Below are 13136 nucleotides of genomic sequence, written 5' to 3' on the forward strand. Positions count from 1 at the left end.
GCAATAATAAATTTTTACTTGCTTAGACAATTTCTGCAAATATGGCATTATTTTTCATTTCATCACGAAATTCCATCATTTGAGTTGTGCAATAGGGATTGTATTTTTTTTTGTACCTGATGCGAGGATTCTAAAAAATAAGAGTAAGACTTGTATAACTGATTAAAATACCTGAAAAATTTTAAATTCCTTTGTAAATCACTTCCTAGTTCGCTAACTCTGGCTCGAAAAATTTTTCGAGCATATTCGTACAGTTCCAGATCGAGTTCGTTATGTTTTTCCATAATTTTGAGTTCGGCTGGTGATAATTTTTCTTTTGCCGGACGTTTTTTGCTGACCAATTTTTTGCTATAAAAAAAATGATGATGCCATCCTAATAAATTTTTCATTAAAATAATACTTTCATCGAATTTTTCCTGAAGACCAACTACAGCAAAACTTGATTGCAAATTTTGTTTAGCAAGTGACAAAACTTCTTCATTAACACTATCCCCATCATAACCAGCTAAAAATCTAACTTGACAGTTGTTAAACCCTCTCGTTCTTTCAACACAGGAGAAAAAGTCTATTAAACTCATAGATTTAGCATCTTGATGAAAAGGATGAGTAGAGTGCCGACGGATAAAATAATAACTGGAAACTAGGCGATCGATTGGATCTCGCAACATAGTTATGTAAGTAGATGGTTGAGGAAGCAGATCGTGCAAACCATAATAAATGTGTCCGCTTACTAGCTTGAATTTTATTCTTTCTGATTCAGGTAGTTTCTGAAAGTAATTAAATGACTCTCGAGCAGATGAATAAGTAGGATAAAATTTCCAAGTCTTGCTTGGATCGTATTGTCGTTCAAGAATACTTGATAAAGTAGAACCGGCTGTTTTTGGTATATGTACAAAAATTAATGTTTTTTCTGGCTTTGGTGTTTGGCTAAAGTTTTTCATACTTGATATCCTCGTAAAAATAATTGGAGCGCTCCCTGTAGCCTACCTAGAGAGTGATTTAGGTACAGTAGACGCTCTGCTGTTAATGGATGAGCTTGAAAAAGATTTCGATAGATAATGCTAGTTAAGACTTTGCTAAAATACCGCATACTCTTGCCGCAGGTAGATAAGCGCACTGCTAAATTAGGCTGAAGACGGTTTCCCAAAACATATAGAAAAGGTTGACTTTGACCAATTCCTCTGATTAATCGCTGTAAATACTGAGGTGAAATTCGCTTTTGAGGTATATAGTGCTGTAGCTGCATAGCAGGATTGTACCAAAGTTCGTAACCTGCGTTGCGAATCCGCAAAACTATTTCGCTGTCGTCACCAGCAGTCAAGCATTTGCCGTTTCTACCTACCAATGCTGTTTTTTCTAACCAACCAGAGGCTAATAATGCCGATCGCCGCACGACTAAACCTGCACCCACGAGATAAGTATTCCCTACCGAGGGCATTTGTAAGGGTAAGTCACCGCGATCGTATGCAGATAAATAACCTTGAAACGGCAAAATTTCCTCTGGTGGGGGGACTTCCCAGAGCAATTTTACTCTGCTACCAACTGCACCAGCTTGGAGATGTTCCTGAAAAAAGGTTACTGCTTGCTGTACCCAATCTGGCGAGAGAAGACAGTCATCGTCAACAAAAGCAATTAACTCCGAATCTGTCGATCGCACGGCACAGATCCGAGCATAGCTTAACCCTTGTTGGGGTTCCTTCACTAAACGTAGCTGAGGAATTGTACCAGCATCTATATAGCGTTGTGCGATCGCGGCGGTTTCGTCGGTGCTGTTATTATCTACCACTAGCACCGACCATGTTATCGATGAGTCTACTTGCTGTTTGGCAATAGTAGCCAGAGTGCGATCGAGCAATAAAGCATTATTGTAAGTACAGATAGCAACTTCAATAGACAAACTCATTAGCCTCAAAAAATTTAGATAAAGAACTGTTTGGCAAATTTTTTTTCTACTAGCTATATTTAGCTCCCATAACTAACTTTTTCAATCTACTTGCTTCGAGCCGAGACCAATATTTTAAACGATTGAAACGGGCATAAAGATTATTTTTGGCTTGAAAATTTTTCAACTCTTGGGCAAAACGATTGCCTTGCTTCTCTATTTTTTGGGATAGTAATTCTTGAGCAAAAGTGTATAGTTGCAGATCGAGTTGATTGTTTTCTTTGATAATCTCGATAGTTTCTTTTTTGATTTGGCGTTCGTTTGGTTTATGTTTGGTTATATTTCTCGAAATATAGTAGCAATTATTCCAAGCTAATTCCTTCTTCATTAAAAGTAATGATTCGTCGAATTTATCGACAACTCCTACCACGGAAAAATGGTTAATTAAATTTTCTTTTGCCTGCGTTAGTAATTCTGGATAACACTCGCCAAAATCAACAATTCGCTCTCCTGACAATTTTCCTGCGGAAACTCCTGCCAAACGCCTAGTTTGCCCATTATCCGTATCAGTAGACATCCCAGTTGAAACAAAATTTTCTAAACTTATTTGTTTAGTGGTGACGTAGTTATGTAAGTAGTGAACAGGCGATCTTAAAATATAGTGATAACTTGAAATAATCCTTTCTACGGGATGCCGTAGTAAAGTAATATAAGTGCAGGGTTGAGGCATCAGTTCATGAAGACCAAATGGCATATGTCCTTTCAAGACCTTAATTTTTTTTCTTTCTAGTTCAGGAATATTTTTAAATTTATTTATACTTCCTTGGGTATCGATACCAATGGTAAATATAGCCTCTTTGTCATAATTATTTTCGATAATTTTGTTTAATGTAGTTCCTGCTGACTTAGGAATATGAAGAAAAATTAATGATTTTGCTTTTTCGTGATTATTCATAAACTTTATTTTTCAAAACGAACAAATTAAACTTAAGCAAATACTGGCTCTTGATATGCGGCTAACTGGCAAAGTTGATGATAAATTTTTTGAGCTTGCTCAGAAACGGTAGCATTGGAAAATGATTGACATAGGGAAGGATCGGGAACCGAATAATCAACGGCTGCTTCTGTGAATGCTGCTAATCTTGTCAAACCTGGGGGAGTTACTGCTTGATTATAGTGTAAAAACAGCCATTCACCTTGATAACGATGAATTTCTAGAATATGTTTATACATAAGAGTCCAGACTTGTATAGCTCGTTCCCAATTAATCGAGAAATTTTGTAAATATGGTGCTTTTTGAGACAGTTTCAAGATACTTTCTGCTGTGGTTGCTGGTTCTCGAAACACACAAACAAATACCGTATCTTTAAGAAATGGTCGCCACACAGGGAGGGTGTAAGAAAAGCGAGGATCTTTGAAACAATAAGGTTCTCTAGCAGTTAAAGCTGTAATTTGTTTAGTAACTAATTCTGAAGCAGGAAGATCTATATTTAGCGGTACAGATGATAGCCATCTCTGCCACATAATAGGTCGGTGACGAAAGAAGTAGTTACCGATAAACCTCGGTCTTTTGGGTACTACTTGAGCAAGTAGGATCTCATTAAGACGATTGATTTCTATATCCTCAAAATTACCCATTGGGTTACTAAATCTTTCAGTAGAGAGGCGATCGCCCATAAAGTAACCTGCTTTAGCTAACGTAGCTGCTACCATACTCGTACCACTGCGACCAGAACCGAGAATTAGGCAGTTTTTCATTTTGGCAATTCCTCACTTGCGTAGGTGTAGTTCAATCTCATCAGCAGTTCGCCAGCAATCGGCTGTACTGTTGGACTGAGAGTATGTCGGCTAGCTGGAGGCGACTTGCGAGTAATTTGAGTAGCAGCAAATTGCCGCATTTCTTGACTCGGTTCCACCCCGATGAATTGTTCGAGTCTGGTACAAACGGCGATCGGCTTTTCCAGTAAATCTTCGTAGCGAATCTCTAGCCAGCGATCGCTCTCTATATTACTCAATCCCTCAATTGCACTTTCCACACTCAAGCGCCATTCCAGCATTCCCTGGAGAAAGTTATCTGTACAAAGGGGGACTAATTCTCCCTGTCCCCTCGCAGAAGCATATTCACTCAAAAGTTGCCATTTATAGTTATTATTATTTACTCCGAACCAAGCCTGAGTTTCTGATAGTTTGGCAATTGATTTTGCTACCTCTATGCCATTGCGAATTAAATGCACAAACCTGGCATCAGGAAATAGAGAATTAATAAAATCAATCCGAAAACTATTAATTGGCAATTTTTCTACCAAACGCCGACCATTTTGTAAGCGAACTTGCAAAGCAAATTTTTGCTTAATCTTGGCAGCAGTTTTTTTGTTCAAGTCTTTAGCCGTCAACTGTAATTTACCACTTCGCCTTTGTGCTTCTTCTGTCCAAATATCTGTTTTTGGTTCGCAGTACCAAATATATCGAGGCTCATTAAGATAAGCTAACTGGGGATGTTGAGATAATAGTGTTCCTAAAATAGTAGTACCCGATCTCCCACAACCGATAATAAATACAGGATCGGTAAGAATTTTTTTGTTGGGAAACAATCTATAGACTTTAGCTTTAATTTGGGTTTTCCAGGAATTATTCAGCATTTTTTTATTTTAAGCAGTACATATCTAATTATTTTATAGTCGATCGTTTATAGATTCTTTTGAAACAAAATTGCCAACTTATCAATCTTTACCAATAGCCCAATTGTTTTATTTTCTGGGTTATTATTGGGGCTACGGTTTTAGCATTTAAGTGATGGTCTAAAGGATTTGGATGACGGTATTGATGAGCGACTGTACCTGTATCTGGATCTAATATTTCTGATTCAAAATCTAGAAAAAACCAATCTCGCTTTTCGCAATAATTTTGCAGGTGGCGATTATATTTTCTTGTTAGCGCCGTTCTTTGTTGAAGACTTGTTTTGATACTGCGACGCAATTTAGCTACTTCTCCCCAATCTTGATCGTCTATAATAGTTGGTAAAGGCACGCTCGAAATAATTATCTTTTTAAATCCTTGCTTATCTAGCTCATCCAAAAAATTTAAATAATTTTCAAGCGAATACTCAAACTGCTCTTCAACTGAAACTCCATATTTTTCTGCTCTATACCAAATTACAAAACCGCAATCTACTTCGCCAAGACAGAAAAGCAACCAATCATTTTTAGGAACTTTTTGTAAATACTCAGAGAATACTTTTATGGCTTGAGTTTTTGACTTTGGGTGTCCTAAACCCATTGCTGTTCCACCTTGAACTAAAGAAAATTTAAAGCGAGTATGGAACCAAAAATTCTCTCGACTAATATACTCAAAAATTTTAATATGACTATCTCCTAAGCAATGTATTACCTTAGAGCCAGTTATTTTTAGTATTTGCTGATAAACTCTTGAGTAATAAATTTTTCTTTGCCAATAATTTAGCATTTATTTCACCTTCATTGTTGCTGGCTTCCAAGCAATTCTAAAAAGCTATGTTCTTGGGAAGTTTTTTCCCACCTCGCTTTAGTTTTGACCATTCCACCAGAATGATTGTGAGGTGGAGTATTTTCATAAGTAAGAAGAGACACTTGAAATCGGGTAATATACATTAGTGTATCCAAGGATCTCCGACCACTACGAATTGCAATAGAAACTGAATAATTACCTGGATAAAGAATCAGTTCCTCAAACCAAACATTAACTCGTAAAGGTATATTAGGTGCTACAGTAAAAACTGTGCCAAAATCGTTACTAATAACTGTAGAAATTCGTCTTTCATCTGCTGTGTCTACACCTACTACTAGAGATAAATCTTCGTAATAATTTCTAGAAATAGCTTCTAAATGGACAGCAAAAGGTTCGCCTAAACGTAGGCTAGAGTTAATTTCTCTTCGGGAATCAATAATTAAACATTTACTAAAAAGAATGTTTGCCTGGTTTCCCTTTGGGCGTGGGTGATTTAATAAATTAAACTGATGTTTTGTGGCTATATCTGTATTATTCAAATAGCGTTCGACTGCTGAACTGACTTCTCCAGCCAATACTAATTTACCTTGTTCTAGCAATAAAGCTCGAGAACAAAGCCTTTGTACGGATGGCATACTATGGCTAACAAATAATACTGTCCGCCCTTCCTTTGTCGCCACATCTCCCATTTTACCTAAACACTTTTTTTGAAATTGAGCGTCACCGACTGCCAAAACTTCATCTACTATCAAAATTTCCGGTTCTAAATGAGCGGCTACCGCAAAAGCCAACCGAACATACATTCCGGAAGAATAGCGTTTGACAGGGGTATCGAGAAATTTTTCTACCTCAGCAAATGCGACAATTTCGTCAAATTTTTTCTTGATTTCTGCTTTACTCATCCCCAAAATTGCCCCGTTGAGAAAGATATTTTCTCGTCCGGTGAGTTCTGGGTGAAATCCCGTTCCAACTTCTAATAAACTTGCTACTCGCCCCTGGAGATAAATGCGACCTGTCGTAGGTTCGGTAATGCGACTTAAAATTTTTAAGAGAGTGGATTTTCCAGCACCATTGCGACCGATAATGCCTATAACATCTCCTTGTTTAACTTCAAAACAAACATCCGCAAGCGCCCAAAATTCTTCTTTAGAGGGAGTAGAAACTTTGTTTCCTAATGGTGCCATCAGCTTAGATTTAAGTGACTTAGCACCATTGGTTAATGCTTCTCTGAGCAGTTTTGTCCGCTTTTGCTGTTGGTGAGCAATTATATATTTTTTGCCGAGATTTTCAACGCGAATTACTGTGTCAGACATACGCCCTCAAAGCTATTAACCATCAAGAGAAACCTCTGCTAGTTTATCAGAATTAAGCGGTCTGGTTGATGCTTGTTTAGAGATACAACAATCCCGGATAAGTTTCCGGATTGTGTTTAAATCACGTCAGCAAAGGTACGTTCTACTTTCCGAAAGTACCAGATTCCGGTAGCAAATAATAAAATTACTAAAGCTACAGATAAGGCAAATCCAGGTAAATAAATTTTCGATTCGCCGCCTAAGATTGCCCAGCGAAAGCCGTCAATAACACCTACCATCGGATTGAGGGAGTAGAGAAGCCGCCATTTTTCGGGGACAATGCTGCTACTAAAACCCACTGGGGAAATGTATAAGCCAAACTGAACAATAAATGGTACGATATAGCGGAAATCACGATAGCGTACATTCAGCGCGGCTAACCAAAGTCCAACTCCTAGGCTAGCAGTAGCAGCGATCGCTACAAATGCAGGTAGTGTAATTACCCGCCAGCTAGGGATAAAGTTGTACCAAGCCATTAATCCCAGCATAATCATTCCCGAAACCAAAAAATCCACAAAACTTACCACCACTGAACTTGCTGGGACAATCAAGCGAGGAAAGTATACTTTAGAAATTAAGTTAGAATTACCTATCAAACTGGTGCTACAAGAAGCAAGAGAAGTAGCAAAAAATTGCCAGGGTAGGGTGGCTGCAAATACTAGAATTGGATAGGGTGCGCCCTCTGAAGGTAACTTGGCTAGCTTACCAAAAACGATTGATAAGACAACCATTGTCATAAATGGTCGAATTAGCGCCCAAGCCATACCGATGACTGTTTGTTTGTAACGCACGAGAATATCTCGCCAAGCGAGAAAGTAGAACAGTTCTCGGTAGCGCCAAATGTCTTTCCAATACTGACTTTTGTTGCGACCTGCTTCAATTACTAATTCTGTGGAACTGCTATCTATCATATTTAATCAGTAATATTCGAGCAGTATTAGCTTAACCTACTAGCACTAGCAAAGGTAAAAATTTTAAATTCTCGCTAACTACCAATAAGGGTTTAGCAAGGGCTAGGCTTTAGTATCAACCATACAGAATAGCATTAAAAATGTTAACCTAAATGCTAGATACCCCTTAAGGTCGGCTCACATCAGCACTACCTACAGAGAATAATCGACCATTATCGAGACTCAGAAGCCGCTCAGCTAAGGAAAGCTGACAATTTTACTAGCCTCCTACTTTCTTCAGGCGATCGCGATTTAAATGGCAAATAGTGCATTTGGGGGTTTTCCGCTAAGGTCGGTGTAAATTATTTAACTAAAAAGTAAATATATTAATGCTCAAATCCGAGAATTTAATTATTTACTTAATTGTTCTTCAAGAATTTTAATCACTGTGTTTTATGATTTCAAACCGAAACTCTCAGTCAATATCACCTAATTGGAATGGAAAACAGCTTCCGCCCCAGTTGCCGCCAACTATTTCGGGTTTGGCAAAGGAAGAGGAAGAGTCGTTCAACCCTAGTAAAATTTTCGGAGTGTTACGCAGGCGCTGGTGGCTAATTGGGATAGTTACTATTAGTGTTAGCGCTGTGGTTGGGGTAAGAGTATTTCAAGAAGAGCCAATCTATCAAAGTCGTTTTCAGGTTTTGGTTGGTCAACTTACCAACGAGCAAATCAATCCTTTAGCAGAACAAGCTGGTGTCTCAACAAAATCTGTGGATTATGAAACACAGATTCAGGTACTTTCTAGTCCGAAAGTTTTATCTCCGATTTTGGAGAAAATCAAAGCCGAGTATCCCAACTATGATTATAGTTCTTTGTCAAACAATTTAAAAATTAATCGTTTGGGACAAACACAAATATTAGAAGTTCGCTATCAAGACTCTAATCCAGAAAAGGTAAAAATTGTTTTAGATCGGGTGGCTGCCGGATATATAAATTACTCATTGAATGAGCAACAAAGTGGTTTGCAGCAAGGATTAGAGTTTACTGAAGATCAGTTGCCGCAACTGCAAGAACGAGTAGATAAACTACAAGAAAGGCTCCAAATTTTTCGGCAACAATACGATTTAATTGAGCCACAAAGCCAAGGTCAACAGTTGTCGGGTAAACTGAGTGCGATTAAACAACAACAACAAGAAACACAAGCTCAATTAGCCGAAATTCAGTCGCTTTCAGTACGACTTTCTGAGCAACTAGGTTTAGAAATGAATGAGGCAATTACTGCCTCTGCACTTAGCGCAGCACCACGCTATCAAGAATTACTAAATCAACTACAACAGATAGAAACTCAAATTGCTCTCGAATCGGCTAGATTAACAGAAATAAGTCCTCAAATGCAAAGGTTACAAGAGCAACGAGCAAATTTGTTACCTTTGTTGCAACAAGAAGCAAGGGCAGTTTTGGGAACCGATCGCGTTAGCCAAAATGCCCAATCAATGGCTGCTTCTCCTAATCCAATTCGCTTACAGCTAACTCAGCAGTTGATTGAAGCAACTAATCAAAGACAAATTCTTGAAGTGCGGCAAGTAGCGATCGCCTTAGCGGAAAATCAAGCTCGTCAGGAACTACAAAAAATGGCTGCTGTCATCCGAGAATATACGGATTTACAGCGCGAGTTGCAAGTGGCTACGGAAAGTTTAAACCGCTTTTTGACGGTGAGAGAAACTCTCAAAATTGAAGAAGCACAAAAAGCGACGCCTTGGCAGCTAATTTCTAATCCTTTTCAACCGTCAGCGCCAATCTCTCCCGATGTACCGCGCGGTTTGCTGATTGGCGGAATGGCAGGCTTGCTAGCAGGAATTGGTGCAGCAATGTTGGCGGAAAAATTTGACAACAGATTTCATTCTCCTGATGATTTAAAAGAAATTACCGGACTAGCACTGTTGGGGACAATTCCTTACCAAAAGCAAGTTAAAGGACAAACCAGTGGCGATTGGGCGAAGCCCAGCACCCGGAGGGGCGATCGCGCTTCAGTTTTGTCTGTTACTCCTGCTCACTACCACTCTTCTCCGTTTTTAGATGCTTTCCGTTCCCTTCACGCTAATCTCTATTTTATCAGTCCCGATCGCCCTCTGCGATCGCTAGCGATTAGTTCCTCGGTACCCGCAGAAGGAAAGTCAACTACTTCGGTTAATTTAGCTCAAGCTGCCGCCGCAATGGGACAACGAGTATTATTGGTAGATGCCGATCTGCGCCGCCCTCAAATTCATATAATGATGGATTTGCCCAATGTTTGGGGACTCTCTCATGTAATTTCTACAGATATTGAAGTTAATGATGTCATCCAGCGATCGCCTGGGGAAGATAATCTCTACATTTTAAGCGCAGGTCAAATTCCGCCCGACCCGACTCGTCTCCTGTCGTCGCAAAAAATGCGTAACTTAATCCAACAACTGCAAGAATCTTTCGATCTTGTCATTTTTGACACACCACCGCTACTAGGTTTAGTTGATGCTAAACTCCTAGCAGCTCACACCGACGGCATTGTTATGGTAGTAGGGTTGGGTCAGGCAGACCAGTCGGGAGTAAAACAAGTTTTAGATGGGTTAAAAATGTCTCATACTAAAGTTCTCGGAGCGATCGCCAATGGTGTTAAAGGCTATACTCCTAGTTCTTCTAGTTATTATCAGCGCTACTATCGGGCTGAAAACCAAACAAGTAGCTTAAATGGGAATGGGGAATCTGTCAATTGAAAATTCTTAGATTCCCAGAATTTTGAGGAAAAGTTTCCGCTCGGAAATTGTAGCTCTACCAGGCAAAGATTAATAATGATGCGAGAATGAAGAGAAAATCTAGATATACATCGGATAAATTCAGCAAAATTAACCTTCGTCACCTAGTCAGTTTTTTGCTAGTGACAAGCACGACTGTTGGTTTTGGGGTTGAATGTCAAGCTCAAATTACCTCAGCAGAAATTAATAACCAAACAAGAATTAATCCCCAGCTAATTGCTCAACAAGCAGCATATACTCTCGGAACAGGCGATCGCGTGCGCGTTGATGTCTTTGATGTTCCAGAATATAGTGGCGAATATTTAGTTTTAATTGACGGTAGTCTCAACTTACCAATCATTGGTAGCGTTAATGTTCGCGGACTAACACTCCCCCAAGCAACACAACTCATTACTAGAGAATACGCTCCTTATGTGAGGCGACCAATTGTTACCGTCAGTCTCCTTGAACCTCGTCCGATTAAAGTAGCCGTCGCTGGCGAAGTAAATCGTCCTGGTTCGTTTAAAGTAAATCTCGAAGGCTCGGAATTTCCGACTCTTACCCAAGCAATTACTCTTGCTGGAGGAACCACCGGAGCCGCCGATGTTAGCTCAATCCAAATCCGACGACAAGCAGGTTCCGGGGAAGTAGTAAATTTATTAGCATTAATTCGTAGTGGCGATCTTTCTCAAGATCCGCTTTTGCGCGATGGAGACGAAATTTTTGTCCCGACGAGAAATAATATTGACCCTGGTGAACTCCGCCAAATTGAAGCAGCGAACTTTGTCCCTCAAAATCAGCCGCGAGAAGTTGCCATTGTCGGAGAAGTGTCTCGTCCGGGAACCTACACTGTAGGAGGAGAAATACCACCTACTGTCACCAGAGCAATTCAAAGTGCTGGTGGAGTTACCCCGATGGCAGAAGTTAGCAGCATCATCGTTCGTCGTCCCACTAGACAAGGTGGAGAACAAATCATCGCCATAGATTTGCTGCAATTATTGCGACAAGGAGACTTGACCCAAGACCTAATCTTACAGCAGGGAGATACAATCTTGATTCCTACTGCCAGTCAAATTGACCCAGCCGAAAATCGTCAATTAGCAGACGCGACTTTTGGCATTCGGGCAGTAGAACCAGTTAAAGTAGCGATCGTTGGTGAAGTAACTCGTCCAGGTTCTTACACCATTAGCGCGGGCGGTGGTAATTCTCAAGGAGCGGGTGGTGGTAGTACGCCACCAACTTTAACTGAAGCAATTCAAACTGCTGGCGGGATTACCGCTTTAGCAGATGTGCGTCAAGTAGAAGTTCGGCGACCCACAAGACAAGGTACAGAAAGAGTTATTTCCATCAATCTCTGGCAACTTTTGCAAAGTGGTGACTTAGCCCAAGACGTACTTTTACAAGATGGAGATACAATCGTCATTCCTACGGCTACAGCGATCGATCCGGCTGAAGCCGCAAATTTGGCAGAGGCAAGTTTTTCTCCTGAGAGGATTCAGGTTAATATTGTTGGGGAAGTCAAAAACCCTGGTTCAGTCGAAGTACCCCCAAATACTCCTTTAAATCAAGCAATTTTAGCAGCCGGGGGATTTGATAATACTCGCGCTCGTAGAGGCTCCGTAGAATTGATTCGCCTCAATCCTAATGGCACAGTTGCGAAAAGAAATATACCAGTTGATTTCTCTGAAGGCATTGACCAGGAGAACAATCCACCTTTACGCCCTGGCGATGTGGTTGTGGTTAATCGTTCTACTTTGACTAGAGTCTCAGATACGTTAGGAACAGTTTTAAGTCCTGTAGGACGTTTCTTCTCGTTGTTTAACTTTTTACGCATCTTTGACTAACCTACTATAGCAGTGAACAGTAAACAGTGAACCGGGTCATTAAACAAAAATGGGGTAATGGATCGAACCAAATCCATTACCCTACTTAGTTGTATCGAGGAAAATTGAGCTAGATGAATTAAATTAGCTTTTTTGAGTGCTTTTACGACGGCGAGAGAGCAGAAATGAACCGCCAACTAAGCTTAATCCTAACAGGGTAGCCGGTTCGGGAACGGTTTCGGTGGGAGTTCCTGGAGCTATACCAGATACTCGGACAATCATGTCGTTGTAGTCTGCATCATTCCACCAGTCATTACCGAGTACCTCGATATCTTCGATCGCGAAAATCCAGTCATCTCCGTCTTGGTAGGTAGCAAACTGATCTTTTCCACCTGGGTTGAGAGCAGATTCGCTGTAGAAATAATCTGCTTGTTCGTATTCGTTACCTGCTGACCAAATGTAGAAACCGAAGTTTTCAAAGGGTAAGTTGCTAAAGGTGAGCGGAGCATCCCACCAGCCGTGGGATGCTGAATCAAAGAGTTCAAGTTTGTTGTCTGCGTTCCCTAATTCATAAATACCGAACTTGTTTTTGTTCCAGTTAACGGCAACGTTGTCTAAGAGGTCAACGGTAAGGGAACCAGTGCTAATAAATCCTTCAAATGCTGATTGGTTGTTCAGATCGCCAACTACTTCTGTGAATGCTGGATTATCGTAATCGGCAATTTGTAAATTTTCTAGCTTTTTGCTTTCTCCGTCGAGGCTGTAGCTGCCGTATTCAGCTAGAGAAGCAGCAGAAGCACTACCGCTAATGGCTACTGTTGTTCCTAAAGCTAACACCGCAGCACTGCTTGTGTAACTAAGGACTTTTTTGAGGGAAATCATCACAGTTATCTCCTTAAAACTTACGCTTAATAAATTACCTAACCTACTTCATTTAT

11 protein-coding genes are annotated in these 13136 nt (G+C 40.1%); 2 read left to right on the forward strand and 9 right to left on the reverse strand.

Annotated elements, in window-relative coordinates; genetic code table 11:
- Positions 1-62 precede the first annotated feature (62 nt).
- The 8 genes from G3T18_RS06645 to G3T18_RS06680 all read right to left on the reverse strand — a co-directional run bounded on the left by G3T18_RS06645 (position 63) and on the right by G3T18_RS06680 (position 7628).
- A complete protein-coding gene (locus tag G3T18_RS06645; RefSeq protein ID WP_224409757.1) occupies positions 63-941 on the reverse strand; it encodes a sulfotransferase family 2 domain-containing protein in 879 nt (292 codons plus the stop codon).
- Positions 938-1903, reverse strand: a complete 966-nt coding sequence (locus tag G3T18_RS06650; RefSeq protein WP_224409758.1) for a glycosyltransferase — start codon at positions 1901-1903, stop codon at positions 938-940. The genes G3T18_RS06645 and G3T18_RS06650 overlap by 4 nt, the downstream gene beginning before the upstream one ends.
- A 49-nt stretch (positions 1904-1952) precedes the next feature.
- Entirely contained in the window at positions 1953-2837 is an 885-nt protein-coding gene (locus G3T18_RS06655) for a sulfotransferase family 2 domain-containing protein (RefSeq protein ID WP_224409759.1), read from the reverse strand.
- A gap of 32 nt (positions 2838-2869) precedes the next feature.
- Positions 2870-3640, reverse strand: coding sequence for a sulfotransferase (locus G3T18_RS06660; RefSeq protein WP_224409760.1), 771 nt, complete (start codon positions 3638-3640; stop codon positions 2870-2872).
- On the reverse strand, positions 3637-4521 hold the full coding sequence (locus G3T18_RS06665) for a sulfotransferase family protein (protein ID WP_224409761.1): 885 nt from the start codon (positions 4519-4521) through the stop codon (positions 3637-3639). The genes G3T18_RS06660 and G3T18_RS06665 overlap by 4 nt, the downstream gene beginning before the upstream one ends.
- A gap of 88 nt (positions 4522-4609) precedes the next feature.
- Positions 4610-5344, reverse strand: coding sequence for an SGNH/GDSL hydrolase family protein (locus G3T18_RS06670; RefSeq protein ID WP_224409762.1), 735 nt, complete (start codon positions 5342-5344; stop codon positions 4610-4612).
- An 11-nt stretch (positions 5345-5355) separates the two neighbouring features.
- Complete coding sequence (locus G3T18_RS06675; RefSeq protein WP_224409763.1) at positions 5356-6678, reverse strand: ABC transporter ATP-binding protein; 1323 nt, start codon at positions 6676-6678, stop codon at positions 5356-5358.
- Positions 6679-6794: 116 nt separating this feature from the next.
- Positions 6795-7628 carry an ABC transporter permease gene (locus tag G3T18_RS06680; RefSeq protein ID WP_224409764.1) on the reverse strand — a complete coding sequence of 278 codons (834 nt, stop codon included), beginning with the start codon at positions 7626-7628 and terminating at the stop codon, positions 6795-6797.
- Between the two features lie 434 nt (positions 7629-8062).
- Here G3T18_RS06680 and G3T18_RS06685 point away from each other — a divergent pair, with 434 nt between their 5' ends.
- Complete coding sequence (locus G3T18_RS06685) at positions 8063-10357, forward strand: GumC family protein (protein WP_224409765.1); 2295 nt, start codon at positions 8063-8065, stop codon at positions 10355-10357.
- Positions 10358-10518: 161 nt separating this feature from the next.
- Positions 10519-12219, forward strand: coding sequence for an SLBB domain-containing protein (locus G3T18_RS06690; RefSeq protein ID WP_224409766.1), 1701 nt, complete (start codon positions 10519-10521; stop codon positions 12217-12219).
- Between the two features lie 123 nt (positions 12220-12342).
- On the opposite strand, the gene G3T18_RS06695 is transcribed toward G3T18_RS06690, so the two are convergent.
- The gene (locus G3T18_RS06695; protein WP_224409767.1) at positions 12343-13080 is read right to left on the reverse strand and encodes a DUF4114 domain-containing protein; all 738 of its coding nucleotides are present in this window, start codon (positions 13078-13080) and stop codon (positions 12343-12345) included.
- Between the last annotated feature and the right edge of the window lie 56 nt (positions 13081-13136).

Source organism: Oscillatoria salina IIICB1 (genome assembly GCF_020144665.1).
In the GTDB taxonomy this organism is placed as follows: domain Bacteria; phylum Cyanobacteriota; class Cyanobacteriia; order Cyanobacteriales; family SIO1D9; genus IIICB1.

Excerpts from the sequence above, each read along its gene's own strand:
- G3T18_RS06645 (WP_224409757.1), bottom strand. The coding sequence starts at position 941 with ATGAAAAACTTTAGCCAAACACCAAAGCCAGAAAAAACATTAATTTTT.
- G3T18_RS06650 (WP_224409758.1), bottom strand. The coding sequence starts at position 1,903 with ATGAGTTTGTCTATTGAAGTTGCTATCTGTACTTACAATAATGCTTTA.
- G3T18_RS06655 (WP_224409759.1), bottom strand. The coding sequence starts at position 2,837 with ATGAATAATCACGAAAAAGCAAAATCATTAATTTTTCTTCATATTCCT.
- G3T18_RS06660 (WP_224409760.1), bottom strand. The coding sequence starts at position 3,640 with ATGAAAAACTGCCTAATTCTCGGTTCTGGTCGCAGTGGTACGAGTATG.
- G3T18_RS06665 (WP_224409761.1), bottom strand. The coding sequence starts at position 4,521 with ATGCTGAATAATTCCTGGAAAACCCAAATTAAAGCTAAAGTCTATAGA.
- G3T18_RS06670 (WP_224409762.1), bottom strand. The coding sequence starts at position 5,344 with ATGCTAAATTATTGGCAAAGAAAAATTTATTACTCAAGAGTTTATCAG.
- G3T18_RS06675 (WP_224409763.1), bottom strand. The coding sequence starts at position 6,678 with ATGTCTGACACAGTAATTCGCGTTGAAAATCTCGGCAAAAAATATATA.
- G3T18_RS06680 (WP_224409764.1), bottom strand. The coding sequence starts at position 7,628 with ATGATAGATAGCAGTTCCACAGAATTAGTAATTGAAGCAGGTCGCAAC.
- G3T18_RS06685 (WP_224409765.1), top strand. The coding sequence starts at position 8,063 with ATGATTTCAAACCGAAACTCTCAGTCAATATCACCTAATTGGAATGGA.
- G3T18_RS06695 (WP_224409767.1), bottom strand. The coding sequence starts at position 13,080 with ATGATTTCCCTCAAAAAAGTCCTTAGTTACACAAGCAGTGCTGCGGTG.